This is a genomic window from Rhodoferax saidenbachensis (assembly GCF_001955715.1).
In the GTDB taxonomy this organism is placed as follows: Bacteria; Pseudomonadota; Gammaproteobacteria; order Burkholderiales; family Burkholderiaceae_C; genus Allorhodoferax; species Allorhodoferax saidenbachensis.
In genome coordinates this window covers 746,151-772,875 of sequence record NZ_CP019239.1, presented here as the reverse complement: position 1 = coordinate 772,875, position 26,725 = coordinate 746,151, and the positions used below count along the sequence as shown (strand labels likewise).

The window sequence follows — 26,725 nt, the reverse complement described above, 5'->3', positions numbered from 1 at the left end:
TGCAGTATTGGCGGGGACTGCGAGGCTCAGGCCTTGGGTTTCTTGGCAGGCCGCGCCCAGTTGGCAATGTTCACCTGCTTGCCGCGCGCCACGCTCAAAGCGCCCGGCTCGGTGCTTTTGGTGATGGTGGAGCCGCCGCCAATGGTGCCGCCCGCGCCGATGGTGACCGGCGCAACCAGCACGCAGTTGCTACCCACATGCACGTCGGCCTCAATCACCGTGCGGTGTTTGTTGGCGCCATCGTAGTTGGCGGTGATGCTGCCCGCACCGTAGTTCACACGCTCGCCCACCGTCGCGTCGCCCAGATAGGCCAGGTGGTTGGCCTTGGCGCCTTTGGCCAGCGTGGAGTTTTTCACTTCCACAAAGTTGCCGATGTGCACTTCAGCGCCCAGACGTGCACCAGGGCGCAACCGGGCAAACGGACCGATCAATGCGCCCTCCCCCACCGTCACACCAAGCTTCTCGCCGTCGATATGGGTGAACGGGTGGATCACGGCACCGGCCTCAATCACGGCATTGGCAATCACGCAGTTCGCGCCGATGGAAACGCCCTCGCCCAGATTGACCTGGCCCATGAAGACGCAGTTCACATCAATGGACACATCGTGGGCGCACAGCAAGTCGCCGCGCACATCGATACGTGCCGGGTCGGCCAGGCGCACGCCCTCTTCCATGAGGCGGTGCGCGTTGCGCAACTGAAAAGCCCGCTCCAGCTCAGCCAGTTGCACCGGGCTGTTGACGCCAGCCACCTGCACCGCATCGGTGATCTTGTGGCCCACCACGGCCACGCCATCGGTCACGGCGAACTTCACGATATCGGTCAGGTAATACTCGTTCTGCGCGTTTTTGTTGTCCAGCCGCGCCAGCCAGCGCTTGAGCGCAGCGGCGGGCACGGCCATGATGCCGCTGTAGATCTCGGTGATCTGGCGCTGGGACTCGGAGGCGTCCTTGTGTTCCACGATGGCTTGCACCGCACCGTCGGCGCCGCGCACGATGCGGCCGTAACCCGTAGGGTTGGCCTGTTCCAGTGTCAGCAGCGCCAGTTGGTTGCCCGCGCTCGCGCGGATCACATCCAGCAGCGTGTCGGCCTGGGTCAACGGTACATCGCCCGAGAGCACCACCACCACACCATCGTCGGCCAGCGCCGGCACCGCCTGCTGCACCGCGTGGCCGGTGCCGAGCTGCGGCTCCTGACGTACAAAATTCAGATCAAAACCGGCTGTAGCCCCCGTCCCACCTGCGCAAGCCGCTTCTACTTCGATAGCACCGTGGCCGGTGATCACCACCACCTTGCGGGCCAGCAACGCGCCCGCCGTGTCCAGCACATGCTGCAACAAGGGCCGCCCGGCCAGCGGGTGCAAGACCTTGGGCAGACGACTCTTCATGCGTGTGCCCTTGCCGGCCGCCATAATGACCACGTCAATGGCCGGGCCTGCGTTGGGGGCTGAAGTAGAGGCCTGAAATGCTGCGGTCACGGTTGGGTCCTTTTTAAGGCGATGGGCTTTGCGTTCACATTCAATACTGCGATGGCTTTCTATTATCGGCGCGCTTTGCGCCCTGCTGGCACTGCAGGGCTGCAGCACGGTGCGCCTGGCCTACAACAACGCGCCGCAGCTCAGTTACTGGTGGCTGGACAGTTATTTCGACTTTGACAGCGCCCAGACCCCGCGCGTGCGCACCGAACTGCAAAGCCTGCAGGACTGGCACCGCAAGCAGGAGTTGCCCTTGCTGGAGCAGCAACTGGACCGCCTGCTGACATTGGCGCCGCAAACCATCACCCCAGAACAGGTGTGCGGCGTTTATGGAGAACTGCAGGCCCGTGCGGTAGCTGCACTGGACAACGCCGCCCAGACGCTCGCCGCCACCGCCAGCAGTTTGCAGGAGCCCCAGATCCAGCGCCTGCAACGCGAGTTTGAAAAGAAGGACAGCGAATGGCGCGAAGACTGGCTGGAAGGCACGCCCCAGGACCGCGCCGAACGCCGCCTCAAAAAGGCCGTGGAATGGTCGGAGTCCTTCTACGGCGCGCTCAGCGACGAACAGCGTGACATGCTGGCCGCACGTTTCAGCGCATCCCTCTTCGACCCGCAGGTACAGCACCGCGAGAAACTACGCCGCCACCAGGACCTGATGGCCACGCTGCGCGCCGTGCGCGGCCAGGCACCGGCCCAGGCACAAGCGGCACTGCATGCGCTGCTCACCCGCACCGTGGTCTCCGCCGACCCCGACTACCGCCAGCACCTAGAGAAGCTGGTACAGGAGAACTGCAGCACCGTGGCCGCCCTGCATAACAGCAGCACACCGCGCCAGCGCGTCCGCCTGGCCAAAACCTTGCAAGGCTACAAGGGCGATGCGCAGGCCTTGGCCAGCGCCTCCTGAACCCCGCACGCCGAGAGAAAGGCAGCATGGCCAGCCCCAACGCAGAATTCGCCCACTACTGCTGTGAACTCATGGCCGACCTGGGGCCTTGTGTGGCCAAACGCATGTTTGGCGGCTGGGGCATCAGCACCGACGGCTTGACCGTGGCCATCCTGGCGAATCTGGGCGACGGTGAGATCCTGTGGCTCAAGGCCAATGAAGAAACCCGGCCCCGCTTTGAAGCCGAAGGTTGTGCCCGCTTCACCTACCCGGTGAAAGGCCAGCCCAAAAGCATGAACTACTACAGCGCCCCGGCCGACGCGATGGAGTCCCCTGCGCTGATGGCACCTTGGGCCCGGCTGGCAATGGAAGCCGCGTTGATTGCCAAAAACGCCAAGCCTGTAAAGAAACGTACCACCCGACCACGAACACCATCGCGGTGAAGCCCGTTTTCCCGCCGGGCCGCCCCAAGGGAAAACAGCCCCCTCGGGGGGCAGCGACCCGCGTAGCGGCGGAGCGTGGGGGCCACATTCAAACCGGCCAAACCACCCCGTAGTCGTTAAGGATCGCGTCCAGAGGCAGGTCGTGGGCTTCGGGCTCGAAATCTTCCACAAACCCAGTGCCGAACCCCAGCCCCACGGTAAACGGTTTGGGCTCCAGCGTGGCCAGCATGCGGTCGTAAAAACCACCGCCATAACCCAGCCGGTAGCCGCCCGGCCCGTAGCCTACGCAGGGCGCAAACAACAGGGTAGGCACGATCACTTCGGTGTCTTTGGGTTTGGGGATGCCATAGGCATCCTCTTCCATGGGGCAGCCCGGGTACCAGGCGTGGAAAGTCATGGTTTTGTGCACCTTGTCCACCACGGGCAGGCCGATGCGGCGCAGTTGCGGCTGGTCTACCAGCTCGCCGTCTTCCTTCCAGCGGTGCAGCGCCGGCAGCGGGTCGAATTCCCCCTTGATGGGCCAGTAGGCACCAATCACGACGTCGGGCCGTCCCACCAGCCAGATGCGCATGACTTGTTGCAAGGCGTCGGCGCGCTGTAGGCGGTCGGGCAGGTTCAGGCGTTGTTCAAGCAGGCTCTTGCGAAGGGCTTTCTTCTCCGCGGCTTTGCGTTCATCCGAGTTGTCCATAATCCCCACATGCAGTTTTCAACCATTCTGACATCGTTAGCCCTGCTGGGCGCGCTGTTATTGCCTTCCCTGTCTCCCGCACACGCCCAAGGACGCGACAACACGCGTTTTGACGAGCAAATCCAGGACATGGCACAGGCCTACAAGGTACGCGACCGCAAACGCCTGGCTGCGCTTCTGCCCCAGATGCGCGGCTACGTGCTGGAGCCTTGGGCTGCCTACTGGGACCTGTCAGCCCGACTGGATGAGGCCAGCGCCACCGATATCCAGGATTTTTTCAGCCGCTACGCCGGCAGCTACCAGGAAGACCGCCTGCGCGCCGAATGGCTGCTGCAGTTGGGCCGCAACCGCGACTGGTCGACCTTCAACCGTGAGTACCCCAAGTACCGCATGAACGATGACCGGTCGGTGCGCTGTTACGCCCTGCTGGCCGAACACCAGGCCGGTGCCAGCAAGGTCGGCACCCAGGTGCAGGACGTGTGGTTGTCGCTCAAGGACGCCGACGAAGCCTGCGCGGCCACCGCCGAGCAGCTCATCAAGGACCAGGCCCTGGACCCGCACGCCGCCTGGCTGCGCGCGCGCCTGGGCATGGAGAACGACAAACTGCGCGTGGCCACCCAGGCCGTGGGCGCGCTGAACCCCAAATGGGTTCCTACCGTCAACGCCATCTACCTGAACCCCGGCAAATACCTCAACGACAAACTCACCGCCCTGCGTCCGCAGACCCGGGAACTGGTGTCACTGGCCCTGATCCGCCAGGCCTACCTGGAGCCCGCAGAAGCCGCCACCGAAGTGGACAAGCTGCGCTGGGTGGCCCAACTGACACAGGAAGAACGCAGCTGGATCTGGGGCGTGATCGGCAAACGTGCGGCGCAAAAGCTGTCGGATGGCGCATTGGGCTACTTCACCAAAGGCAAGCCCCAACACATGCACGACGAGCACCTGGCCTGGATGGCGCGGGCTGCCCTGCGTGCCGGGCGCTGGAAGGCCGTGCAGGACGCCATTGCGTCCATGAGTGATGCGCAGCGCAATGACAGCACCTGGGTCTACTGGCGCGCACGCGCACTGATGAATCTGCCCCAGACGGAAAACACACGGGCCGAGGCGCTCAAACTGCTCGAAGGCATTGCGGGCGTACGCGGCTTTTATGAACAACTGGCACTGGAAGAGCTGGGCCAGCGCATCACCGCCCCGGCACGCCCGGACCCGCTGACTCAGGAAGAAAAAGACGCCGCGCGTTACAACCCGGGCCTGACACGCGCCCTGTATGCGATCCAGCTCGGCCTGCGCACGGAAGGCGTGCGTGAGTGGAACTACAACACCAACCTGCACGTACGTGGCGGTATGGACGACCGTGCCTTGCTGGCAGCGGCCGACCTGGCCTGCCGCATGGAAGTGTGGGACCGCTGCATCAACACCAGCGAACGCACCCGCGCCGTGGTGGATCTGGAGCAGCGTTACCCCATGCCCTTCCGGGCGGCGGTACTGGCACGCACCAAACAGATTGGTCTGGACCCGGCCTATGTGTACGGCCTGATCCGCCAGGAAAGCCGCTTCATCATGGACGCCAAGTCCAACGTGGGGGCCTCCGGCCTGATGCAGGTGATGCCGGCCACGGCGCGCTGGACGGCCAAGAAAATCGGGCTGGTGGATTTCCAGCCCCAGCAGATCACCGACCGCGACACCAACATCGCCATTGGCACGGGTTACCTCAAGCTGGTGCTGGACAACTTTGGCGGCTCCATGCCCATGGCCGCCGCCGCCTACAACGCGGGCCCGGGTCGCCCCCGCATCTGGCGTGGCCAAGCAGGCAGCCCGGTGCTGGAAGCAGCCATCTGGGCCGAAAACGTGCCCTTCACGGAAACCCGTGATTACGTCAAAAAGGTGTTGTCCAACACCACCAACTACGCTGCGCTCATCACCGGGCAACCACAGTCCCTGAAGGCGCGGCTGGGCAGCGTGGGGCCGCGCGACAGCACCACTCCTGAACCGGGCCTGGACCTGCCCTAAGCGCGGGTACCCGGGAGCCATTCCGGGCACGGCAATGGCCTCCGGCATGCGGGGGCGGGGGCGGGGGCGGGGGCGGGTTAGCATGGTGCCTTACGGAGGTTTTCATGCTCAAGCTATTCATTGGCAACAAAAATTACTCGTCCTGGTCGATGCGCCCCTGGGTGCTGCTGAAACAGGCCGGTATTCCTTTCGAAGAGGTATTTGTCCGCTTCGATTCCTTCAACGCCAACTCTGAATTCAAGAAGGCGCTGGCAGGCGTCACGCCCACGGCCAAGGTGCCGGTGCTGCAGGACGGCCCGCTGGTGGTCTGGGACACATTGGCCATAGCCGAATATGTGGCCGAGCAATACCCCGACAAACAACTCTGGCCGGCCGACCGCGCGGCCCGCGCACGGGCGCGCAGCATTTGCGCCGAAATGCACAGCGGCTTCACCGCACTGCGTGGCAACTGCCCCATGAACATCGAGGCCCGGCTGGCAGATACCGGCGCACTGATCTGGCGCGACAAACCCGCCGTACGGTCCGATGTACAACGCCTGGTGGAGATGTGGACCAGCCTGCTGCAGGAACACGGTGGCCCGATGTTGTTCGGCCAGTTCAGCATTGCCGACGCCTACTTTGCGCCGGTGTGCATGCGCCTCCAAACCTACGCTCTGCCCGTGCCACCGATGATTGCCGACTACATCACCCGTGTCAGCACCCTGCCCGGCGTCAAAGCCTGGATCGACCAGGCGCTGGCGGAGAAAGACTTCCTGGACTTTGAAGAGCCGTACCGGCTCAAGCCCTGATCCACGGCGGAACCAAGTGACCATGCAAACCTACCTGGTGGGTGGCGCCGTACGGGACAGCCTGATGGGGCTACCCGTGCGCGACCGTGACTGGGTGGTCGTGGGCGCCAGCCCGCAGGAGCTGCTGGACCAGGGCTACCTGGCCGTCGGGCTGGACTTCCCGGTGTTCCTGCACCCAGAGACCAAAGAGGAATACGCACTGGCCCGCACCGAACGCAAGACCGCGCCCGGCTACCGCGGCTTTGCCGTCCATGCCGCACCTGAAGTGACGCTGGAAGAAGACCTGGCGCGGCGCGACCTTACTATCAATTCCATAGCTGTTTGCGCAGACCACATAAGGACTGGAGGCACTTTTGACCTTAAAGACCTGCGTGACCCCTATGGCGGACAGCAGGACATCACCAACCGCGTGCTGCGCCACACCACGCCCGCCTTTGCCGAAGACCCGGTGCGCATCCTGCGGCTGGCGCGTTTTGCCGCGCGCTTCACCGATTTCACAGTCGCCCCCGAAACGCAAGGTCTGATGCAGTCCATGGTGCAGCAGGGCGAGGTGGACCACCTGGTGGCCGAACGCGTCTGGCAGGAACTGGCCCGCGGCCTGATGGAGCGACAACCTTCGCGCATGTTCGAAGTGCTGCGCGCCTGCGGGGCCCTGCAGCGCCTGCTGCCCGAACTCGACCGCCTGTGGGGCGTGCCACAAAGCGTGGAACACCACCCCGAGGTGGACACGGGAATCCACGTGATGATGGTGCTGGACATGGCAGCGCAACTGGGCGCGTCTTTACCCGTGCGTTTTGCCGCGCTGACCCACGACCTGGGCAAAGGCACCACACCCGCCGATGTGCTGCCCCGCCACATCGCCCACGAAGAGCGCAGCGTACGCCTGCTCAAAGGCGTCTGCCAACGCCTGCGTGTGCCCACTGAATGTGCGGAGCTGGCGCAAGTGGTGGCGCGTGAACACGGCAACATCCACCGCTCGGCCACGCTGGACGCAGCGGCCACCCTGCGCCTGCTGGAGCGCTGCGACGCGTTTCGCAAACCCGAGCGTTTTGCGGATGTGCTGCTGGCTTGCGAGTGTGATGCGCGGGGGCGGCTGGGCCTGCAGGACACGCCGTACCCGCAGCGCTTGCGGCTGGCTGCGGCGCTGGCCTCTGCGCAGTCGGTTGCTACGGATTTAATAGCTGCTCACGCACAGGCGGCGGGGGCTAAGGGGCCGAAGATTGGGGAAATGATTGCTAAGGCTCGGGCGCGGGCGATTGCTGAGGGGTTCTAGCCTTCCTCTGTCTTTGGCGTTGGAGGAGTATTTCTTCTTGCTTAGCAAGCCGGGTTTCGGCCCGGCGGCCGCCTCACTTTCTTTGCTTCGCCAAAGAAAGTAAGCCAAGAAAGGCGAGCCGGATTCGTCGGCCCTACGCTTCGCTACGGGCACGCTGCGTTGCTCGGTTTGCGCGCACCCCACCGGCTTCGAGCACCGCAGGTTGCCCGCAGCGCAGCGGAGGGACGCAGACAGCAGGGTCGCCTTTCTTTTGGTGACTTTTCTTTGGCGAAGCAAAGAAAAGTTACTGCGCTGTCGGGCGCATAACCCGACACGCCAAAAAAGAAACAATCCACCAACAACGCCAATTCCCAAGACCGTCAACAGGAGCCTGCGCAGCCTCAAAACCCGTTAAGCCTTAAACCAGCGCTCAGCCCAGGTGACTTTTCTCGGTACGTGCAGCCATGAACGTGCCAAAGTCCTCGGCCGACATGGGCTTGGCAAACCAGTAGCCCTGCCCATAGTCGCAGCCCGCAGCGGCCAGCAGGTCGCGCTGCTGTTCGGTCTCTACCCCTTCGGCAATCACCTTCATACCCAGCTCATGGGCCATCACGATGATGGCCTTGCACAGCGCCAGATCGGTGGAGTTGGGGATCAGGTGGCGCACGAAAGACTGGTCAATCTTGAGGTAGTCGATGTCAAATTTCTGCAGATAAGACAGCGATGAATAACCGGTTCCAAAGTCGTCCAGCGAGACCTGGATGCCGGCATCACCCAGCTCCAACAGGCGCTCGGCCACGCTGGGGCTGGTGTCCAGCAGCAGACCTTCGGTGATCTCCACCACGATGCTGCTGCCTGGCAGACCCAGCACCTGCAGTTGCAGCGCCCACGGCGCCCGGCCAACGCCGTCATGGTGGAACTGCACGGGTGATTTGTTGACACTGATCTGGAAGTCCGGGTGCAGCGTGCGGCGCCAGGTCTGCACTTGCTGGGCCGCCTGCTGGAACACCCATTCACCAATGTCCACAACCAGGCCGCTGGCCTCCGCAATGGGGATGAAAGAGGCGGGACTGACCAGCCCGCGGGTCGGGTGCTGCCAGCGGATCAGCGCCTCGGCCTTGTGCACGGAGTCGGTGGCCAGTTCAACAATCGGCTGATACACCACGCGGAACTGCTGGTCGGTCAGCCCGGTGCGCAGGTCATTGGCCAGCCGCGCCCGGGTTTGCGCGGCTTCCTGCAGGGCCGGTGTGAAAAAACTGTAGCGGTTGCGCCCCGCGCCTTTGGCCACGTAAAGGGCCTGGTCGGCGTTCTTGAGCAGGTCCTCGATCTCGCGGGCATCCAGCGGGTACAGCGTGACACCGATACTGGCCGAGACAAAAACCTGCTCGGTACCGAGCTGGAACACCCGCTCCAGAGAGGCCAGTATCTTTTGCAGGATGGGTTCCAGCGACTTGGCATCTTCCAGCTCGGTGACCAGTACGGTGAATTCGTCGCCGCCCATGCGGGCCACCGTGTCGGACTCGCGCACGCAGTCGCGGATGCGGCGTGCGGCCTCTACCAGCAGTCGGTCACCGCTGTCGTGGCCCAAGGTGTCGTTGACTTCCTTGAAATGGTCCAGGTCAATGAAGAGGATGGCCAGTACATGGTCGTCGCGCCGCGACTTCTTGATTTCCTGCTCCAGCCGGTCACGCAGCATGCGCCGGTTGGGCAGACCGGTGAGGGTGTCAAAAAAGGCCTGCTGCAGGATCAGCGCCTCGGAGTTCTTGCGCTCGGTGATGTCCGTGTGCGTGCCAATCATGCGCAGCGGTTTTCCCTGGGCATCACGGCTGATCAGCATGCCGCGGGTCAGCACCCATTTCCAGCTACCGTCTTTGCACAGAATGCGGTGTTCGTTGTGGTACGTAGGGGTCAGGCCGTCAAAGTGGGCGCGCCGGTCCTGCTCCATCTGCGCCAGATCATCCGGGTGGGTGCGGCCATCCAGCGTGGCCACGCGGCCGCGCAATTCACCTTCCTCAAAGCCATACATCTCCAGCAGGCGCTTGGAATAGTTTTCCACGCCGCTCGGGATATTCCAGTCCCAGACGCCATCGCCGGTGCTCTCCAGCGCCAGTTTCCACAGGTTTTCAGTCTCTCGCAGCGCGGCCTGGGCCTGCTTGCGTTCGGTGATGTTCTGCAACACCGACGTACGCGAGATGGGGCGCCCATCACGCCATACCGAGGTGCCCTTGGAATGCACCCAGATATGGTTGCCCAGGGCAGTCACGGCCTGCAGCTCCAGGTCGTGCGCGGTGCTCGGGTTGGTGGCATTGAAATAGGAGTCGCGGATCCGCGCCATGGACGCCGGCGTGAAGAAGCGTTCGGCCGTGCCCATCGCCGTGGTAGGGGTGTACTCCTGCGGCGAGGTCTCGAAGATACGGTACACGCCCTCGGTCCAGAACACCCGGTCGGTTTCCATATCCACTTCCCACCCACCCACCTCGGCCAGCGACTGGGTCGCGTCCAGCAGCAGGTCCAGACGCTTGCGTGCCTCTTCGGCGCGGACATAGTTGGTGACGTCCGCAAACGTGCGCACCATGCCGCCGTCGGGCAGAATTTGGGTCTTCACTTCCAGCACCGCTCCGGCCCGGGTGTGCCGCAGATAGCTGGCAGGGACTGCGCCCGCACGGCCATCGGTTTGCACATAGCCGCGTGCGTGGGCTTCCACCAGCGCGCCATCAGCCCCAAAGTCACCCCGTTCGCGCTGAAATCCGCCCAGTTCCTGCAACGTGGGGCGGGTGGCCAGAAAGCTGATGGGAACATCGAGCAATTCGCAGACGCGGGGATTGAAGCGCCGGATGCGCATCTCGGCGTCGAGCACCAGAATGCCCTGGCTGATACTGGTCAGTGTGGTTTGCAGTAACTGGGCGTTTTCCAGCAGTTGGGCATTCAGATCGAGCAGCTCGGCCTCGGCCTTTTTGCGTGCATTGATGTCAGTATGCGTGCCGAGCATGCGCAAGGGCTTGCCCTGGGCATCGCGGCGCACGACCATGCCGCGCGACACGACCCACGACCATGCGCCATCTTTGCACCGCATACGCAGGTCGATGGCGTAGCGGTCTGCACTGCCGTCCAGGTAGGCGCTGACTGCTGTATCCACACGCTCCAGATCGTCCGGATGCACCAGCGCCGCAAACGCTTCGTAACCACCAGCCAGCTCATTACCGCTGTAGCCCAACATTTTTTCCCAGCGCTCGGAGTGCGTCTGTTGGCCCGTCACCAGGTCCCAATCCCAGATGCCCGCCCCCGAGCCCTCCAGGGCCAGACGCCAGGGGTTGTCCTCGTCCGTGCGCAACCAGTCGGGCATATCGGCGTCGGGCGTCGATAGGCTCCGGTCTGGGGGGACATCAGATCGTGGGTCGGACATGGTCAAGGGCTCAGCGGGAGTTCGAGCTTAATGCGTAAGCCTTGGGGTTCTACCGCGAATGCGTAGGTGTTACCCCCATGCCGCTGGGCGATCTCCGCCACGATGGCCAGGCCGAGGCCACAGCCTCCGGGGAGTTCGCTGGCGCGCCAGAAGCGTTCGAACACCCGCTCCATGTCTTCCGCGCTCAGGCCGGGGCCGTTGTCTTCCACCTCCAGCACACCATGGGCGCCTTCAGCGCGTGCCCGCAGGGTCACGGTAGTGCCCCGCCCGGCGTAACGCAGCGCGTTGTCAATCAGGTTGTTGAGCACTTCGCGCAGCAGCAACTTGTCGCCAGGTGCGCTCAGGGCGTCTTCACCTTCATACCCCAGGTCCACCCCGGCGGCCACGGCACGTGGCGTCCATTCCCGCGCCACCTCGCGGGCCAGCGCGGCCAGGTCCACGGGTTGCAGGGTAATTTCTGCCTCGGTGCGTGCCAGGGACAACAACTGGTGCACCAGGTGGGCGCTGCGCTGGGCACCGGTATGCACTTTGGTCAGGCGCTGCTGCAGGGCCGCAGGTTCGGTCTCCTGCATGGCCAGTTCTGTCTGGCTGATCAGCCCGGCCAGCGGTGTACGCAACTGGTGGGCGGCATCGTTCAAAAAACGCTTTTCCTGGCTCAGGCTGCGCCGCAAGGTGGTGAGCAGCTGGTTCAGTACCATGGCCAGCGACTGCACCTCTTCCGGGGCCTGGGTCATCTCGATGGGCGACAACGAGGCAGCGGTGCGGTTGGCCAGCTGTGCCTCCAGGCGCTGCAGCGGCAACAGACCACGGCGGATACCGGCATACACCAGCACGCTCAGGACAGCACCCAGCAGCAGCAGCGGAAAAAGCACATCGCGCACCAGCTCCCGCGCAATGCCTTGCTGCACCACGAGACTTTTGGCCACCTGTACCCGCATGCGTTGCGCGGTCATGCCGTCACCAAAACTGAGGTCGATGGAGGCCACACGCATGGACTTGCCCTCGAGCACCAGGTTGTACAGCACGGGTTCATTTTGGGGGACCACCATGCCCGCGGGCGGGCCGGGCAGCAGTTTTCCATTACCCAGCAAAAAACTGCCAGGCGGGGAAGACACCATATAAGTGACGCGGTCCTTGGGGTCCTGTTCGATGATGTCCTGCGCCGCCCGGGGAAAGTCCACCAGCAGCCCGGAGCCGAAGGGTTTGACCTGGCGCGCCAGCGAGCGCACCGACTGGGTCAGGGACTGGTCAATGGCTTTTTCCGCATAGGTGAGGGCCACCCGGAAGGCCAGCACACCGCCCATCAGCCACAGCACCAACTGGGGCAGCAGCAGCCATAGCAGCAACTGCCGCTTCAGCGAAAACCGGGCTGCGGTACTCAAGGGAGTACCTTCTCGCGGCGCGTGGCACTCATCCCGCGTCCATCTCCAGCATGTAACCCAGTCCGCGCACATTGCGGATATTCAGGCCTGAATCGGCGAGTTTGCGCCGCAGGCGGTGTACATAGACCTCCAGCGCATTGGAGCCCGCGCTGCTGCCATCCGTCGGCTGGGTTTGCCAGACCGCCAGCACATCTTCCCGGCTGACGACCTGCCCAATATTGCCCACCAGCAAAGACAAGAGCGACCATTCGCGGTGGGTCAGGTCCATCGGCTCCTCGTCCATCCACGCCAAGGGCAGCACCGGGTCTACGCGCAGGCGTTGCGCGGATGGGCTCTCCACTTCGAGCGAGCCGCCAAAGGCAGGCAAGCGGCTTCGGCGCAGCATGGCCTGCAGGCGTGCCAGCAGCTCGGCCATGTTGAAGGGTTTGGTGAGGTAGTCGTCCGCCCCTGCATTGAGGCCCTGCACGCGGTCTTCCACGCCATCGCGGGCGGTGAGCACGAGCACCGGCAAGGCGGTCAGGCGCTGGCGTATCCAGCGCAGCAGGCTGACACCGTCGACCACGGGCAGGCCCAGGTCGAGGATGACGCCATCAAAGCGGGCGCTTTCCAGCAGGGTTTGCGCCTGCGCGCCGTCTTCGGCAGCACTGATGCTGTGACCGGCGTGCACCAGCTGCGCGCACAGGCCGTCGCGCAGCAGTTCATCGTCTTCCACAATCAGCAAATGGGCCATGGGTGGAGGATACCAAGCCGGGCGCCTGTTTTCCCGGTGACTGCTGTTTCGTTACGGAAGTGTTACTTCTTGTGTGCCTTTGCCGGGTTTCGCTGCAGTCGCATGGCCAAGGCCCGTGGGACTCAGTCGATACGCAAACTCGTCGACGTGTCAAACCAGTTGCAGTGTGTCGCCTCAACGGCCAGCCCCACGTTTTCGCCTACAGCGAGATGGGTCTGGGCCGGTGCACGCACCGTCACCGAACCGGCTCCGGTCTTGAGCACCACATAGGTGTCCGCCCCGGTGGGCTCGACCAGCATGACCTCGCCACGCCAGGCCGCATCGCTGCGCAGCTGGATGTGCTCCGGGCGCAAGCCCAGTGTCAGCGGACCGGCTTGCGGGCTGGTCAGGGCCAGTGCCCCGCCTTCAAAGGCAAATTGGCCTCCAGCCCCTGGCTGGTCTGCGTGACCAGCTATGAAATTCATAGTGGGCGAGCCAATGAAGCTGGCCACATACATGTTGGTAGGGCGACTGTAGATTTCATCGGGCGTGCCGATTTGCTGCAGCACGCCGTCTTTCATGACCGCAATACGGCTGCCCAGGGTCATGGCTTCGATCTGGTCGTGTGTGACGTACACGCTGGTGATGCCGGAGACATGGTGCAGGCGCTTGATCTCGGCGCGCATTTCCACGCGCAGCTTGGCGTCCAGATTGGAGAGCGGTTCGTCAAACAGGAACAGTTGCGGGTCGCGTGCCAAAGCGCGGCCCATGGCGACGCGCTGGCGTTGGCCACCGGAGAGCTGCGAGGGGCGGCGGTCCAGCAGATGTTCGATCTGCAGCATGGCGGCCACTTCCTGGATGCGTTTGGCGCGGGCTTCCTTGGGTACCTTGCGCATTTCCAGCGCGAAGCCGATGTTGTCGGCCACGCTCATGGTGGGGTACAGCGCGTAGCTCTGGAACACCATGGCAATGTCGCGCTGGGCCGGGGCCACCTGCACCACATCACGCCCGCCGATGAACAAATGCCCTTCGGTGGGCTCTTCCAGACCGGCAATGATGTTGAGCAAGGTGGACTTGCCGCAGCCCGAGGGACCGACCAGGATCAGGAACTCGCCGGGGGCAACGTCGATGTCGATTTTCTTGAGCACTTCGACGCCGGTGGCGCCCTTGCCGTAGACCTTGCGGATACCTTTGATTTGAAGAGAAGAAGCCATTTTCTTTTTATCCTTTCACAGCGCCTGCCGTGAGTCCTTTGACGAAATACTGACCGGCCAATACGTACACCAGCATGGTGGGCAAACCGGCGATCACGGCCGCAGCCATGTCCACGTTGTAGCTCTTGACACTGCTGGAGGTGTTGGCCATGTTGTTCAGGCCCACGGTGATGGGCTTGCTGTCGGCGCCGCTGAAGGCCACACCAAACAGGAAATCGTTCCAGATGTTGGTGAACTGCCAGATCAGGGTGACCATCAGGATGGGCGTGGACATCGGTATCACGATGCGCCAGAAAATGCGCCAGAAACCGGCACCATCCATGCGCGCGGCATTGACCAGCTCACGGGGGATGGCGGTGTAGTAATTGCGGAAGAACAGCGTGGTCCCCGCGAGGCCCGCCAGGCAGTGCACCAGAATCAGGCCGCCGACCGAGCTGGACAGGCCCAGGAAACCCAGCACTTGGCTCATGGGCAACAGCACCACCTGGAACGGCATGAACACGCCAAACAGCATGAAGCCGAACAAGACTTCGCTGCCCTTGAACTTCCACATGGAGAGCACATACCCGTTGATGGCGCCCCAGGCGGTGGAGATCAGCACGGCGGGCACGGCCATGGTCACCGAGTTCCAGAAATAAGGTTTCAGGCCCCGGCAGTCCACGCCCGTGCAGGCGGTAGACCAGGCCAGTTGCCAGGACTCGAAATTCAGGCTGGTCGGCAGGCTCAGCAGATTGCCGGCGCGGATCTGGTCGGCATCCTTGAAGGACGTGGCCAGCATGACGTACAGCGGTGCCAGAAAGAAGAAGGCGGCCACCAGCAGGATGGCATAGACCGCGATGCGGGACAGGGTTTTGGCAGTCATGGGGGTACGTCCAGATCAGCGGTCGTGCGGCTTGGCGCGCAACTCGCTGTAGAGGTAGGGAACGACCAGTGCGGCGACAGTGGCCAGCATCATGGTGGCGCTGGCGGCGCCCAGGCCGATTTGGCCCCGGTTGAAGCTCATCACAAACATGAAGGTCGCGGGCACATCGGTGGCATAACCCGGGCCGCCATTGGTCAGGGCCATCACCAGATCGAAACTCTTGATGGACAGGTGCGAGAGCACCAGGATGGTGGAGAACATCACGGGGCGCAGGATAGGCAGGATGATGCGCCAGTAAATACGCGGCAGGCTGGCACCGTCAATCTGCGCGGCCTTGATGATGCTGTCGTCAATGCCTCGCAGGCCTGCGAGGAACAAGGCCATGGCGAAACCGGCCGATTGCCAGATACCGGCGATCACCACACAGTAAATCGCCGTCTCGCTTTGTACCAGCCAGTCAAAACTGAAACTGGCCCAGCCCATGTCGTGCATGAGTTTTTCCAGCCCCAGGCTGGGATTCAAAATCCATTTCCATGCCGTACCGGTCACAATGAAGGACAGGGCCATGGGATACAAATACACGGTGCGCAGAAAGCCTTCGGCGCGCACCTTCTGGTCCAGAAAAATCGCCAGGACCATGCCCAGCACCAGGGAGCCGCCCACATACAGGGTGCTGAAAATACCCAGATTCTTCAGGGCGACGTACCAGCGGTCCATGTCCCACAGGCGCACGTACTGCTCCAGGCCGACAAATTCATCGTAGTTCGGCAACATGCGTGAACCGGTCACGGACAGTACGCCGTTCCAGATCATGAAGCCGTAAATAAAGGCAAACCCGAGCACAAAGCCAGGGGCGATCACCAGCTTGGGTAACAGGTTTTCAAAAGTTTTCATGGGGTCACCTAAAAGTAACCCCATCCCGAACGGGATGGGGTTATCAGGCTTTTTCGCTTACAGGAAAGTGATTACTTGGTCGCGGCAGCCTTGGCGATGTTCTTCACACCGTCGGCGATCGAGATCTTGTCGTCGTTCCAGAACTGGCTCACAGCGTCCTTGATGGCGCCTTCGGCGGCTGGCTTGACAGCCATGCCGTGGGCGATGGAGGGCAGCAGAGCGCCGGTCTTGGAAGTGGCCACGAAGTCCTTGGCGGACAGCTTGGCGCAATCGTCAAACTTGGACATGTCCATGTTCAGGCGCACAGGGATGGAACCCTTGTTCAGGTTGAAGACTTCCTGGAACTGGGTGCCCATGATGGAAGCAGCCAGATCAGCCTGGGCCTTTTGGGCGGCAGCGTCTTTCAGCTTGAACATCGCGAAGGAATCCACGTTGAAGGTGTAAGCCTTGTCGGTGCCAGGAGCAGCAGCGCAGATGTAGTCCTTGCCGGGTACCTTGCCAGCCGCGGCGAACTCGCCCTTGGCCCAGTCACCCATGAACTGGAAAGCTGCCTTTTCCTGGATGACCATGGCAGTTGCCAGGTTCCAGTCGCGACCAGGAGCGGCTGCGTCGGTGTAGCCCTTGATCTTGCGGAAGGTTTCCAGCGACTTGGTCATGGTGGCGCTGGTCAGCGCTTTTTGGTCCAGCTTGATCAGCGCGTCGCTGTAGAACTTGGCACCGCCCACGCCCAACACCACCGATTCAAAGGTGGTGAAGTCTTGCCAGTTTTGGCCACCGTGGGCCACGGCGATCAGGCCAGCCTTCTTGACCTTGTCCGCTGCTGAGAAGAACTCGTCCCAGGTCTTGGGGGTGCCCTTGACGCCAGCCTTGTCCAGCACAGCCTTGTTGGCCCACATCCAGTTCACGCGGTGCACGTTCACGGGTGCAGCAATGTAGTTGCCCTTGTATTTCATGATGTCTGCGACGCCCTTGGGCAGCAGTTCATCCCACTTTTCAGCCTTGGCAGTGGCGTCCAGATTGGCCAGCACGCCTTCGGCAGCCCATTCTTGCAGAGCCGGGCCCTTGATCTGGGCAGCCGCAGGAGGATTGCCGGACACGACGCGGCTCTTCAGCACGGTCATGGCGTTGTCACCACCGCCACCAGCGACTGCGAAGTCTTTCCAGGTGTGGCCCTTGCCTTGCATGATGGTCTTGAGTTCGCCAACCGACTTGGCCTCACCACCAGCAGTCCACCAGTGCAGCACTTCCACTTCGCCAGCGAATGCCGCATTGCCTGCCACTACCAATGCCACGGCTGTGGCGAGTTGAGAAAGTTTCAACATCATGTCTCCAAAAAGTTTTTTTGCCCCGAGGGCCCTGCCGTACGGAAGCGTTGTTGAATTCTGCAAAACACCACGTTTGGCAGAATTAATTAATTTTTCATTAATTCTAGCCGCATGAATACTGGGACTTTCCCTAGCCACGGCAAAACCCCGACCTACAGGGATTCCCAGAGCCCGCTGGCGCCAGAGCGAAAAATCGCGTCAATCGTCCGCATATTGGCAACGGCATCGTCTACGCCATAAGGCAGCGCAATATTCTTGCGTACCGCCTGCGAGAATGCATCCCCCTGCAAGGTGTACTGGTCGCAAGGCGGCAGGGTTTCTTGGACCGCCGCAGCGCCACCCAGCACCTTGCCCGCATCCACCCAGATGCGGGTAGGCTCGTTGGGCGGTGCGTTGAACGGGATTTCAATCTCGACACGCTGCTTCGTGCCGATGATCTGCACACGCTGGTACGGCGCGGTCTGGGTGGACACCGTGAAGTCCAGCCGCCGCCCCTGGCCAAAATCAACCAAAGCGCTGGTGGTGCGGTCGGTCTGGAACTCGGGGTCGCGCTCCATCAGCGCCATCACCCGCACCGGTTCCGCCTCAAAAAAGAAACGCCCGGCCACGATGGCGTAACAACCAATGTCGTACAGCGCACCGCCGCCTGTCTCCATGCGGTTGCGGATATTGGCGCCGTCCACATTGAAGTACGAGAAAAACACCTGCAGTGCGCGCACATCGCCTAAAGCGCCGCTGCGCACCAGCTCGCGCGCACGCAGCCACTGCGGGTGAAAGCGCACCATGAAGGCTTCCATGATGCAGACCTTGTCGGCCACTTCCTTGAGTTCTGCCGCTTGCCGCGCCGTCATGGCCACCGGCTTTTCACACAACACATGTTTACCGGCGCGCGCGGCGGCTAGGGTCCATGGCACATGCATGTCGTTGGGCAGCGGGTTGTAGATGGCCTCGATCGTCGGGTCGGCAATCAACTCCTCGTACGAGCCGTAGGCTTTGGGAATACCCAGCTTGTCAGCCGCTGCCTGCGCGGAAGGCAGCGAGCGCGAAGCAATGGCATGCATGTCGCAGTACTGGCCGCGCTGCATCGCGGGGATGACTTTCTCCAGTCCGATCTTGGCGGTGCTCAGCACGCCCCATTTGACTTTTTCCATGAGTCTCTCCTTGTTTTGTATATAGGAAACCGGGAACCCTTCATGCTCCCGCCGCAGGGCTGGAGTGAACGCCTCCGCTCGTGTCCCCCGCAAAGGGCTGCGCCCTGTGCTCCTCCTTTACCTCGCTGCGACGCTCACCCCACTCCCTCTGCTTCAGTGGTTTTGAAAGCAGCAGCCCTCAAACAAAACCGGATCAGGGTGGGTGGGCGTTTTGCGCAGGTAAAGGGGGAGCCCGCAGGGCGGAGGACACGGAGCAAAACGCTCGCCCACTCTGAGCCAGCGCCAGCGAAGATGCTTTTAGCCCGTAACCAACGCCAGAGCGGCGAAATCCCCCACCCGCTCACCCAGCCCCGCCGGCACCACCTCAACCCCACGCGTCAATGCCGGCAATTTTCCAGTGATATGCGAAACAACCCGCGGCAACAGATAGTCCCGGTGATGCCAGAACACACTGCCGCCAATACTGACCCGCTGCAGATCCAGTGCTGCAATCATGTTGAAGACGGTGCGCCCCATGACACGACACAGGTCATCAATAATGGCTACAGCCCTTGCGTCACCTGCGTGAGATGCTGCAAAAAGCATAGCAGAATCGGTATAACCCAAAGAACCAAAGCGGCGTGGAATGGCATTGCCCGCCACCAACCCTTCGACGTCGCCCACCATGCCGCAGCCACACAGGGCGTCATCGTTGTCGCTGACAAAGGTATGGCCAAAATGTCCCGCGTTGCCGTTCTTGCCACGCAGGATGTGCCCATCCACGCACAGGCCCATGCCGATGCCGGTGCTCCAGGTCACGTAAGCACAGTCGTCCAGACCTTGCAGCGCGCCCCAGCGGCGTTCCGCTTCCAGGGCGCCCACACCGTCGTTTTCCACGCGGACATTCGGAAAAGCCGCGCGCAACGGCGCTTCCAGCAGGGCGGTGAGCCAGTCATTAGGCAGGCCGCGAGCCTTGCCGGCCATGCCGCCGCAAATGTTGGGCGCGGCCAGCTCGACCAGCCCGTCGCGCATCACAAACGGGCCGCACGACGACACGCCAACAGCGCTGATATCTGCCACGGCAATACCGGCCAGCGCACAACTTTGCCCAACAAGGCGAATGATTTGCAGCGCCAGCGCGTCGTTGTTGCCCTCCTTGGCGGTGGGCTCGGTCACTTTGCCGTGGATGCCACGCGCGTCGGCCACGCTGACAGCCACCTTGGTGCCGCCAATGTCCACACAGGCTACGGGCGCGCTGCCCGCAGGCAGGCGAATGTCAGGAGAAATCGTAGTCATGGAATGTTTTTATTGGCGGCCGTAATCGTCTTGCAGGCGCACGATGTCGTCTTCGCCCAGGTAGGCGCCAAACTGCACTTCGACAATCTGCACCGGCTCGGTGGTCAGATTGGCCAGCCGGTGCACCTGCCCCACGGCAATATCGCAATGGCCGCCGGGTGCCAGGTCAAACACTTTGTCATCGATGGTGATGCGGGCCGTGCCCTGCACCACGACCCAGTGTTCGGACCGCTGGTGGTGTTTTTGCAGGCTCAGTTGCTGGCCCGGCGTGACCTGGATGCGCTTGATCTTGTTGCCGGCAACTTCAGACACCGTTTCGTACCAGCCCCAGGGCCGTTCGGTGCGTTCAATCGTTTCGGTTCGGGTGGTGGTTTTCATGGCGGGGATACTAACCCGCAAGGGCTGCACTGTGTTACCGGGCCGTTACCAATACAGACACTCTATAGCCGGTGGGTCTTGTCACCGTGCACAAAGCCCAATGCGTCCCAAGGCACGCCCTTGGTCAGGCCAATCACCTTGAACAACTCGCCCATCTCATGCTCCATGAGCAGCTTCTGGGCCGCGACGCGCTCGGGCAAAGCCTGCGTCTGCATGGCGTCGACCAGCCCGCAGTTCATCAGAAAATGCGCCTGGTTGGTATAGCCCAGCAGCTCCAGCCCCGCGTCCTGCGCGGCGACGGCAATGCCGGTGAAGTTGACGTGGGCGGTGATGTCCTTCAGCCCCACCGCATCCAGCGGCTCCGCGTCGCTCTGGTGCGCGCGGTGGCACATCACCGTGCCCATGTGGCGCTGCGGGTGGTAGTACTCGCTCTCGGGGAATCCATAGTCCAGCAAGAAAATGGCGCCTGTCTCCAGGTGGTCGGCCAGAGTGCGCACAAAGGCCTCGCCCTGCGGGTGGATTTCGGTCAGGTAGTCATGGTCGCCGGGGATATCCAGTGGTGGACGCAGCGCCGTCGGCCGGTCTTTCCACTCAAAGCCTTCTGTTTCGCTACATGCCACGCCACGCTCATGCCACACGCCACCCACACGGGCCAGTAATTGCACCGGCATCGCATCCAGCACCTCATTGCCCAGCACCACGCCGCGCATCTGCGCGGGCAGCTCCGTCACCCAGCGCACTTTGTCAACAAACGCCTGCAGCGTCTCTTGCTGGCGCGCCTTCAAGGAATCCGACAGGTCCACGATGGTGTAGCTGGCCACCTGGTCACCCAGCGCCTGCAACACCTGCAAGGCTAACGCACCACTACCGGCGCCAAACTCCCAGACTGCGTCGGTTTGTGTGGCCTGCAGCGCCTGCGCCACCTGGCGCGCCACGGCTTGGCCAAACAAGGGAGTCATCTCGGGCGCGGTCACAAAGTCACTGCCGGCGCCGGTCACCTGGCCGTCGGCACCACGCAGGCCCTGCGGCAGCACGCCGAATTTGGTGGAGCCATGCGCGTAGTAGCCCAGGCCCGGCGCGTACAGGGCCAGTGCCATAAACGCGTCAAATCCGATCCAGCCGCCCTGCGCTGCAATTTGCGCACGAATGTGCTGCGCCAACGCCGCGCTGGTGGCCTCGGCATCGGTATCACTGGAGGGGGTCGTTAAACTCGGAGGTCTCGTCATAGCGCACCGGATTGTCCCCCAATGTCTGCCCCGTCTTCCCCACCCACCGTTCTGGTCACCGGCGCTGCCAAGCGCCTGGGCCGTGAGATCGCGCTCAAGCTGGCCGCCAGCGGCTGGCGGGTAGCAGTGCACTACCGCGATTCGCTCGAAGATGCTACAAAAACAGTAGCTGATTGCGCACGACTGACAAAGGGTTCAGCCGCTTTTCGCTCCAATTTGGCAAACGAAACGGCAGTGCGCCGCCTCTTGCCCACCGTGATCGAAGAGCTGGGCCATGTGGACGCCGTGGTCAACAGCGCCTCCACGTTTGAACACGACACCGCCGCCAGCTTCAGCTTCGCCGCCATGGACAAACACATGCGCAGCAACGCCGGTGCCGCCATCCTGCTGAGCCAGGCACTGCACCAGCATCTGGCCCAGCGTCAGCAGGCCCTGGGCCCCAAGGCCGCGCCGCTGGGCGGCGCCGTAGTCAATTTGCTGGACCAGAAGCTCTGGAACCAGAACCCCGATTTCATGAGCTACACGCTCTCCAAGGCCGCGTTGGAGGCCGCCACCACCATGCTGGCGCTGGCGCTGTCCCCCAGTGTGCGCGTGGTGGGTGTGGCGCCCGGCCTCACGCTGACCAGCCATCTGCTGAGCGAAGACAAGTTTGCCGCCCTGCACAAGCTATCGCCGCTGGGCCGCTCCAGCACGCCGCAGGACGTGGCCGCCACGGTGCTGTTTGCGCTGCAAAACCAGTCCATCACCGGCACCACGCTGCTGGTGGACGGTGGCCAGCACCTGATGCGGTTTGACCGCGATTTTTCCCTGATGTGAGCCGACTATGACCCAACCCCACACCACGGGAACGCAAATTCTCACCCTCACCGGCCTGCGCTTTGATGCGAACCTGGGCATTCTCGACTCCGAAAAAGTCGCGCCCCAGCCCATCCAGGTGGACGCCGAACTGCGCCTGGGCACCCAGCCCCTGCTGCCCACGGACGACGACATCCACCATGTGCTGGACTACCGCAAGGTGCGCCAGATCATCATCAACGAATGCCGGGCCGAACATGTGAACTTGCTGGAAAGCCTGATCGGCAAACTGGCCCACCGCCTGCTGCAACTGCCCGGCGTGTTGGGCGTCCGCGTGAAGATTGCCAAACTGGAAATCTTCGAAGACTGCGAAGTCGCCATTCGGGTCGAAGCCGGACACTGGTAAGAAGCCGGTTGCGAGCGGGGGCACCCATATGCCCCATTTTCTCTAGCTCGGCAATCGACTCTGTCGGGACCGAACTGGCTTCTTTTTGGCACTTACCGGCCGTTCGCCTTTTATGGTTCTGGCCAATTCAAGCGTCTTCAACGCTGACGCTTTCGCTTCCATCAGTGTTTTCTGGACAGCAACCTCCGTAGTCGCCAAAGTTGCCTGGGCAGCCTGAAGAATCAACTCAATGGATGATGTCTGATGCATCAACGAGATATCCAAGGCTTTTTTGGCAATAGCAGTGGCCAGGGCAATGACTTCCTCCGCAGCGGCAATGGCATTCACCGCATCGCCAGCATTTTTCTGAAACGCTGAATTCAGGCTATCGTCCGCGCCTTCTGGTACCTCGGCTAAACGGCCTTCCACAGCATGGGGCTCCAACTCGGTTTTCATTATTTTCTCCATGAATAGTCAACTTCTCTATGGACGGGAGCGACGTGCTGTTGGCGCAATGTCTAGCCAATCCATTCGACTAGATTAGCCCTGCCAACCCGCTTTTTATGTGCGTTTCCGCACATATCACCGTGAACTTTTGTGAATGTGGGAAGTTAGGTGTCTTCATCGCTCCGCGCAGGTTTTTGGGGCCACGCCCAACACAATCCTGGCAGAAGGCACGAAAATAGCGGGTTATTGAAACCGGGCCCCGTGCCCGCCCCCAAGGATTCCCATGAGCGCAGTCTGGATAGACGAAGAAGTGACCCCCGTGGTCAAGGACAGCAAAGAAGCCAAGATCGAGCGTGAAACACACAAGCTCGAAAAACGCCTGTGCCGCCAGGTTGGTCAGGCCATCATGGACTTCAACATGATTGAGGAAGGCGACCGCATCATGGTCTGCATGTCCGGTGGCAAGGACAGCTACGGCATGCTGGACATCCTGCTCAAGATGCAGCAGCGCGCGCCCATCAATTTCGAGATCGTCGCGGTCAATCTGGACCAGAAGCAGCCCGGCTTCCCTGATCACATCCTGCCCGAGTACCTGAAAAACCTGGGTGTGGAGTACCACATCGAGACGCAAGACACCTACTCCATCGTCAAGCGCAACATCCCCGAAGGCAAGACCATGTGCAGCCTGTGCAGCCGTCTGCGCCGGGGCATTTTGTACAGCGTGGCGCGCAAGCTCAAATGCAACAAACTCGCGCTGGGCCACCACCGTGACGACATGTTACAAACTTTCTTCCTGAACATGTTTTTCGGTGGCAAGCTCAAGGGCATGCCTCCCAAACTGACCAGTGACAACGGCGAGTTCGTGGTGATCCGCCCGCTCGCCTACGTGGCCGAGAAAGACCTGATCCGCTGGGCCACACACCGCCAGTACCCCATCATTCCGTGCACGCTGTGTGGCAGCCAGCAGAACCTGCAGCGCGTGCAGATCGGCAACATGCTGCGCGAGTGGGAAAAGCAGTACCCGGGCCGTGCCGAGACCATGTTCACGGCCCTCCAAAATGTGGTGCCATCGCACCTGATGGACCACCAGCAGCACGACTTCAAGAACGTCCGCGCCACCGGCGTGGAAGATGCGGATGGCGACAAGGCTTTTGATGCCGAAGACTTCACACCGCCCGCACTCACCGGCCTGCCAGGTTTGCAGGTGGTCACACTCTGATGCAGACACGCCACCGGCTCTTTGCACGCTGGCTGGCCAGTCTGGCCGTGTTGCTCACGCTGGGCGGCTGCGCGCTGCCGCGCATGATTGACAGCGAAGTGCAGAGCTTCCCCGGCACGGCCACCGCGGTGCGGGATGCGACCTACCGGTTTGAACGCCTGCCCTCGCAGCAAAGCGACGCCGCTTCGCGTGACCGCGTCGAAGCCATCGCAGAGCAGGCCCTCACGCAGGCAGGGCTGACACGCGACGATGCCCAGGCCCGCTACCTGGTGCAGACCAGCCTGCAAATAGACACCTTCGCGCGCCAGACGCAGCGCCCGCCACGCGGGTATGGTGTGTTTGGTGGCCTCGGTGTGGGCATGGGCTCACCGTCGTTCTTTATCACCATGGAGCCGCCGTGGTACCGCTACAGCGTGCAACTGCTGCTGCGTGAACGCAGCAGCGGTCAGGTCGCATACGAAACCCGGGCCGTGTTTGAAGGCCCCTGGTCCGACAGCACCACCCTGCTGCCCGCCATCTTTGAAGCCGCGCTGCGCGACTACCCCAACCCGCCCACCGGCCCGCGCAAAGTGGTGGTCGAACTGGCACCCGACGGCACACTGGCGCGATGACAGCACCGATGGCATCTGCCACCCGCATCATTGCGGTACGCCATGGCGAAACCGCCTGGAATGTAGACACCCGCATCCAGGGCCAACTGGACATTGGCCTGAACACACGCGGCCAGTGGCAAGCAGAGCAGTTGGGCCGCGCCTTGGCTGATGAACCGATTGCCCGCATTTACGCAAGCGACCTGTCACGCGCGCACGCCACGGCCCTGGCCATTGCGCGCCACAACATCCACCCCACTGCGCAGGCGGTACACCCCCACAGCGGCCTGCGCGAGCGGGCATTTGGCATCTTTGAAGGCCAGACCTACGCCGACATCGAAAAGCAGTGGCCCGAAGAATCCCGCCGCTGGCGCCAGCGTGAACCTGACTTTGCCCCGCCCGGCGGCGAAACCCCGGTGCAGATGCGTGAGCGTGTGGAGCGCACCGTCAATGCACTCGCCGCAGAGCACCCGGACGAACAAATCGTGCTGGTCGCGCACGGCGGCGTGATGGACATGTTGTACCGCCTGGCCACGCAGCAGGACGTGCGCGCCCCGCGCACCTGGGAGCTGGGCAACACCGCCATCAACCGCCTGCTCTGGACACCCGACGGGCTGACCTTGGTGGGCTGGGCCGACACACGCCATCTGGACGAAGCGGCGCTGGCCGAAAAAAGCGCCTGAATCCCGGCGCAGGGCCTCCACAGCAGCGCCCCTTGTCTATAAGATAGCCCGCAAGACCACTTGTTGGGGGCACTGTATGCGCACCACCATCCCGGGCGATGGCAGCGATTCCGGAGGACTTTCGGAAGCCGACAGTTTTCGCGCACGGCGGCTCAAGCAGATCGCCAGCTTTACAGCACTGGCGCTGGCCGCGCGCCTGGTCGTCAACATGGCGATCGGCAGCCCCTTCAATGCAACACAAATCGAACTGACCGCGGGCCTGGGTCTGGTGTTGCTGTCGCTGTGGTTGGCACGGCGCAACGCACTGGACAACGCCGGGCTGCTATTGCTGGCCTCTCTGAGCGCCATGGCAGGCGCGCTGGTGTGGAGCAACGAGGGCATGTATGACACCGCATTACTGGCTTTTCCCGGCCTGCTGATTTTCTGCGGTCTGTTGCTGCCACTGCGCTACTTCTACGGTCTGCTGGCACTGATGCTTGGATTCATTTTCATACTGGGCTGGCGCACCATGGCAGGCATACATGTGCCGGTAGTCGACCCCAGTTACACCCAGAACCAGCGCACGCTGGACCTGCTGCTGATACTGGCCCTGAGCGGCCTGTGTGTGCAGATGATGATCAGCGACCTGCACAAGGCACTGCATAAATCCCAGCAGTCCCGCCAGGAGCTGGAGCAGTCACAAGCCAACCTGACCTACATGGCGCAGCACGATGCCCTGACCGGCCTGCCCAACCGCCGCATGGGGCGCGACCGCATTTCACAAGCCATGCAACACGCCCGGCGGCGCGGCTCCCACGTGGCGGTGCTATTTGTAGACCTGGACAACTTCAAAAGCATCAACGACGTTTACGGCCACGACTTTGGCGACAAGTTTCTCAAAAGCGTGGCCGAACGCCTGCTGGCCGCCGTGCGCGAGGCCGACATCGTGAGCCGCCAGGGTGGCGACGAATTTGTCATTGGCATCACCGACGTGGTGGACAGTAAGGTGATACCGGCCGTGGCCCTGAAGGTTCTGAGCCTGCTGCGCGAACCGGTTTCATTTGACGGGCAAGGCGTGTTTGCTTCGTGCTCCATCGGCATTGCCATCTTTCCGGACGACGGCGACAACTTCGATGCGCTGATGCAACTGGCCGACCAGGCCATGTACCAGGCCAAGAAGTCCGGGCGCAACACCTACTGCTTCAGCACCCCGCAGCAAAGCGATACGCTGGACCTGGTGGCCCCAGAAATATCCTAGGGTTCTCCCCCGAT

General features: G+C 62.5%; 25 protein-coding genes. 11 read left to right on the top strand and 14 right to left on the bottom strand.

Annotated features, from left to right (window positions below; genetic code table 11):
• Positions 1-26 precede the first annotated feature (26 nt).
• Positions 27-1,409, bottom strand: a complete 1,383-nt coding sequence (gene glmU, locus RS694_RS03705) for a bifunctional UDP-N-acetylglucosamine diphosphorylase/glucosamine-1-phosphate N-acetyltransferase GlmU (RefSeq protein WP_029707283.1) — start codon at positions 1,407-1,409, stop codon at positions 27-29.
• Positions 1,410-1,584: 175 nt separating this feature from the next.
• On the opposite strand from glmU, the gene RS694_RS03700 reads away from it, so the two are divergent.
• Together RS694_RS03700 and RS694_RS03695 are read left to right on the top strand one after the other, a co-directional pair.
• Positions 1,585-2,376 carry a DUF6279 family lipoprotein gene (locus RS694_RS03700; RefSeq protein ID WP_051391843.1) on the top strand — a complete coding sequence of 264 codons (792 nt, stop codon included), beginning with the start codon at positions 1,585-1,587 and terminating at the stop codon, positions 2,374-2,376.
• Between the two features lie 26 nt (positions 2,377-2,402).
• Positions 2,403-2,798, top strand: a complete 396-nt coding sequence (locus RS694_RS03695) for a TfoX/Sxy family protein (protein ID WP_029707281.1) — start codon at positions 2,403-2,405, stop codon at positions 2,796-2,798.
• Positions 2,799-2,886: 88 nt separating this feature from the next.
• Here the strand turns inward: RS694_RS03695 and RS694_RS03690 are convergent, their stop codons facing one another.
• Entirely contained in the window at positions 2,887-3,486 is a 600-nt protein-coding gene (locus RS694_RS03690) for a 5-formyltetrahydrofolate cyclo-ligase (protein ID WP_029707280.1), read from the bottom strand.
• Between the two features lie 9 nt (positions 3,487-3,495).
• On the opposite strand from RS694_RS03690, the gene RS694_RS03685 reads away from it, so the two are divergent.
• From RS694_RS03685 to RS694_RS03675, 3 genes are all read left to right on the top strand, one after another.
• On the top strand, positions 3,496-5,496 hold the full coding sequence (locus RS694_RS03685) for a lytic transglycosylase domain-containing protein (RefSeq protein WP_029707279.1): 2,001 nt from the start codon (positions 3,496-3,498) through the stop codon (positions 5,494-5,496).
• 104 nt (positions 5,497-5,600) lie between these two features.
• Complete coding sequence (locus RS694_RS03680) at positions 5,601-6,284, top strand: glutathione S-transferase family protein (protein ID WP_076069335.1); 684 nt, start codon at positions 5,601-5,603, stop codon at positions 6,282-6,284.
• 22 nt (positions 6,285-6,306) lie between these two features.
• Entirely contained in the window at positions 6,307-7,557 is a 1,251-nt protein-coding gene (locus RS694_RS03675) for a multifunctional CCA addition/repair protein (RefSeq protein WP_029709799.1), read from the top strand.
• A 409-nt stretch (positions 7,558-7,966) separates the two neighbouring features.
• Here RS694_RS03675 and RS694_RS20215 read toward each other — a convergent pair whose 3' ends face one another.
• The 11 genes from RS694_RS20215 to RS694_RS03610 all read right to left on the bottom strand — a co-directional run bounded on the left by RS694_RS20215 (position 7,967) and on the right by RS694_RS03610 (position 21,355).
• Entirely contained in the window at positions 7,967-10,939 is a 2,973-nt protein-coding gene (locus RS694_RS20215; RefSeq protein ID WP_081708742.1) for an EAL domain-containing protein, read from the bottom strand.
• 2 nt (positions 10,940-10,941) lie between these two features.
• The gene (locus RS694_RS03655; protein WP_029709801.1) at positions 10,942-12,321 is read right to left on the bottom strand and encodes a sensor histidine kinase; all 1,380 of its coding nucleotides are present in this window, start codon (positions 12,319-12,321) and stop codon (positions 10,942-10,944) included.
• Between the two features lie 28 nt (positions 12,322-12,349).
• On the bottom strand, positions 12,350-13,051 hold the full coding sequence (locus RS694_RS03650) for a response regulator transcription factor (protein WP_029709803.1): 702 nt from the start codon (positions 13,049-13,051) through the stop codon (positions 12,350-12,352).
• Positions 13,052-13,173: 122 nt separating this feature from the next.
• The gene (locus RS694_RS03645; RefSeq protein ID WP_029709805.1) at positions 13,174-14,244 is read right to left on the bottom strand and encodes an ABC transporter ATP-binding protein; all 1,071 of its coding nucleotides are present in this window, start codon (positions 14,242-14,244) and stop codon (positions 13,174-13,176) included.
• A gap of 7 nt (positions 14,245-14,251) precedes the next feature.
• Positions 14,252-15,106, bottom strand: a complete 855-nt coding sequence (locus RS694_RS03640; protein WP_029709806.1) for a carbohydrate ABC transporter permease — start codon at positions 15,104-15,106, stop codon at positions 14,252-14,254.
• 15 nt (positions 15,107-15,121) lie between these two features.
• A complete protein-coding gene (locus RS694_RS03635) occupies positions 15,122-16,000 on the bottom strand; it encodes a carbohydrate ABC transporter permease (RefSeq protein WP_029709808.1) in 879 nt (292 codons plus the stop codon).
• Positions 16,001-16,071: 71 nt separating this feature from the next.
• The gene (locus RS694_RS03630; RefSeq protein WP_029709809.1) at positions 16,072-17,322 is read right to left on the bottom strand and encodes an ABC transporter substrate-binding protein; all 1,251 of its coding nucleotides are present in this window, start codon (positions 17,320-17,322) and stop codon (positions 16,072-16,074) included.
• Between the two features lie 155 nt (positions 17,323-17,477).
• Positions 17,478-18,476: a Gfo/Idh/MocA family protein gene (locus tag RS694_RS03625; protein ID WP_029709810.1), complete on the bottom strand. Its 999-nt coding sequence runs from the start codon at positions 18,474-18,476 to the stop codon at positions 17,478-17,480.
• Positions 18,477-18,773: 297 nt separating this feature from the next.
• Complete coding sequence (locus tag RS694_RS03620) at positions 18,774-19,751, bottom strand: ROK family protein (RefSeq protein ID WP_076069332.1); 978 nt, start codon at positions 19,749-19,751, stop codon at positions 18,774-18,776.
• Between the two features lie 9 nt (positions 19,752-19,760).
• Positions 19,761-20,129: a phosphomannose isomerase type II C-terminal cupin domain gene (locus tag RS694_RS03615; RefSeq protein ID WP_029706274.1), complete on the bottom strand. Its 369-nt coding sequence runs from the start codon at positions 20,127-20,129 to the stop codon at positions 19,761-19,763.
• A 62-nt stretch (positions 20,130-20,191) separates the two neighbouring features.
• Positions 20,192-21,355, bottom strand: a complete 1,164-nt coding sequence (locus tag RS694_RS03610) for a class I SAM-dependent methyltransferase (protein WP_029706273.1) — start codon at positions 21,353-21,355, stop codon at positions 20,192-20,194.
• A gap of 21 nt (positions 21,356-21,376) precedes the next feature.
• Between RS694_RS03610 and RS694_RS03605 the strand changes: the two genes are divergently transcribed.
• Together RS694_RS03605 and RS694_RS03600 are read left to right on the top strand one after the other, a co-directional pair.
• Entirely contained in the window at positions 21,377-22,171 is a 795-nt protein-coding gene (locus RS694_RS03605) for an SDR family oxidoreductase (protein WP_029706272.1), read from the top strand.
• Between the two features lie 7 nt (positions 22,172-22,178).
• Positions 22,179-22,556, top strand: a complete 378-nt coding sequence (locus tag RS694_RS03600; RefSeq protein WP_029706270.1) for a dihydroneopterin aldolase — start codon at positions 22,179-22,181, stop codon at positions 22,554-22,556.
• A 42-nt stretch (positions 22,557-22,598) separates the two neighbouring features.
• Here the strand turns inward: RS694_RS03600 and RS694_RS03595 are convergent, their stop codons facing one another.
• Positions 22,599-22,991 (bottom strand): hypothetical protein, encoded by a 393-nt coding sequence (locus RS694_RS03595; protein ID WP_037246609.1) that lies wholly within the window; start codon positions 22,989-22,991, stop codon positions 22,599-22,601.
• Between the two features lie 274 nt (positions 22,992-23,265).
• Here RS694_RS03595 and ttcA point away from each other — a divergent pair, with 274 nt between their 5' ends.
• The 4 genes from ttcA to RS694_RS03575 all read left to right on the top strand — a co-directional run bounded on the left by ttcA (position 23,266) and on the right by RS694_RS03575 (position 26,711).
• A complete protein-coding gene (gene ttcA / locus RS694_RS03590) occupies positions 23,266-24,201 on the top strand; it encodes a tRNA 2-thiocytidine(32) synthetase TtcA (RefSeq protein ID WP_029706268.1) in 936 nt (311 codons plus the stop codon).
• Positions 24,201-24,812, top strand: a complete 612-nt coding sequence (locus RS694_RS03585; RefSeq protein ID WP_029706267.1) for a DUF4136 domain-containing protein — start codon at positions 24,201-24,203, stop codon at positions 24,810-24,812. Before ttcA ends, RS694_RS03585 begins: the two co-directional genes overlap by 1 nt.
• Before the next feature lie 8 nt (positions 24,813-24,820).
• Positions 24,821-25,474: a histidine phosphatase family protein gene (locus RS694_RS03580; RefSeq protein WP_029706266.1), complete on the top strand. Its 654-nt coding sequence runs from the start codon at positions 24,821-24,823 to the stop codon at positions 25,472-25,474.
• A gap of 76 nt (positions 25,475-25,550) precedes the next feature.
• A complete protein-coding gene (locus RS694_RS03575) occupies positions 25,551-26,711 on the top strand; it encodes a GGDEF domain-containing protein (RefSeq protein WP_029706265.1) in 1,161 nt (386 codons plus the stop codon).
• Positions 26,712-26,725: the final 14 nt, after the last annotated feature.

Bases quoted from the DNA above. Each gene is read 5' to 3' on its own strand.
- glmU (WP_029707283.1), bottom strand. From the start codon at position 1,409: ATGGCGGCCGGCAAGGGCACACGCATGAAGAGTCGTCTGCCCAAGGTC.
- RS694_RS03695 (WP_029707281.1), top strand. From the start codon at position 2,403: ATGGCCAGCCCCAACGCAGAATTCGCCCACTACTGCTGTGAACTCATG.
- RS694_RS03690 (WP_029707280.1), bottom strand. From the start codon at position 3,486: ATGGACAACTCGGATGAACGCAAAGCCGCGGAGAAGAAAGCCCTTCGC.
- RS694_RS03685 (WP_029707279.1), top strand. From the start codon at position 3,496: ATGCAGTTTTCAACCATTCTGACATCGTTAGCCCTGCTGGGCGCGCTG.
- RS694_RS03680 (WP_076069335.1), top strand. From the start codon at position 5,601: ATGCTCAAGCTATTCATTGGCAACAAAAATTACTCGTCCTGGTCGATG.
- RS694_RS03675 (WP_029709799.1), top strand. From the start codon at position 6,307: ATGCAAACCTACCTGGTGGGTGGCGCCGTACGGGACAGCCTGATGGGG.
- RS694_RS20215 (WP_081708742.1), bottom strand. From the start codon at position 10,939: ATGTCCGACCCACGATCTGATGTCCCCCCAGACCGGAGCCTATCGACG.
- RS694_RS03650 (WP_029709803.1), bottom strand. From the start codon at position 13,051: ATGGCCCATTTGCTGATTGTGGAAGACGATGAACTGCTGCGCGACGGC.
- RS694_RS03645 (WP_029709805.1), bottom strand. From the start codon at position 14,244: ATGGCTTCTTCTCTTCAAATCAAAGGTATCCGCAAGGTCTACGGCAAG.
- RS694_RS03640 (WP_029709806.1), bottom strand. From the start codon at position 15,106: ATGACTGCCAAAACCCTGTCCCGCATCGCGGTCTATGCCATCCTGCTG.
- RS694_RS03635 (WP_029709808.1), bottom strand. From the start codon at position 16,000: ATGAAAACTTTTGAAAACCTGTTACCCAAGCTGGTGATCGCCCCTGGC.
- RS694_RS03630 (WP_029709809.1), bottom strand. From the start codon at position 17,322: ATGTTGAAACTTTCTCAACTCGCCACAGCCGTGGCATTGGTAGTGGCA.
- RS694_RS03625 (WP_029709810.1), bottom strand. From the start codon at position 18,476: ATGGAAAAAGTCAAATGGGGCGTGCTGAGCACCGCCAAGATCGGACTG.
- RS694_RS03620 (WP_076069332.1), bottom strand. From the start codon at position 19,751: ATGACTACGATTTCTCCTGACATTCGCCTGCCTGCGGGCAGCGCGCCC.
- RS694_RS03615 (WP_029706274.1), bottom strand. From the start codon at position 20,129: ATGAAAACCACCACCCGAACCGAAACGATTGAACGCACCGAACGGCCC.
- RS694_RS03610 (WP_029706273.1), bottom strand. From the start codon at position 21,355: ATGACGAGACCTCCGAGTTTAACGACCCCCTCCAGTGATACCGATGCC.
- RS694_RS03605 (WP_029706272.1), top strand. From the start codon at position 21,377: ATGTCTGCCCCGTCTTCCCCACCCACCGTTCTGGTCACCGGCGCTGCC.
- RS694_RS03600 (WP_029706270.1), top strand. From the start codon at position 22,179: ATGACCCAACCCCACACCACGGGAACGCAAATTCTCACCCTCACCGGC.
- RS694_RS03595 (WP_037246609.1), bottom strand. From the start codon at position 22,991: ATGAAAACCGAGTTGGAGCCCCATGCTGTGGAAGGCCGTTTAGCCGAG.
- ttcA (WP_029706268.1), top strand. From the start codon at position 23,266: ATGAGCGCAGTCTGGATAGACGAAGAAGTGACCCCCGTGGTCAAGGAC.
- RS694_RS03585 (WP_029706267.1), top strand. From the start codon at position 24,201: ATGCAGACACGCCACCGGCTCTTTGCACGCTGGCTGGCCAGTCTGGCC.
- RS694_RS03580 (WP_029706266.1), top strand. From the start codon at position 24,821: ATGGCATCTGCCACCCGCATCATTGCGGTACGCCATGGCGAAACCGCC.
- RS694_RS03575 (WP_029706265.1), top strand. From the start codon at position 25,551: ATGCGCACCACCATCCCGGGCGATGGCAGCGATTCCGGAGGACTTTCG.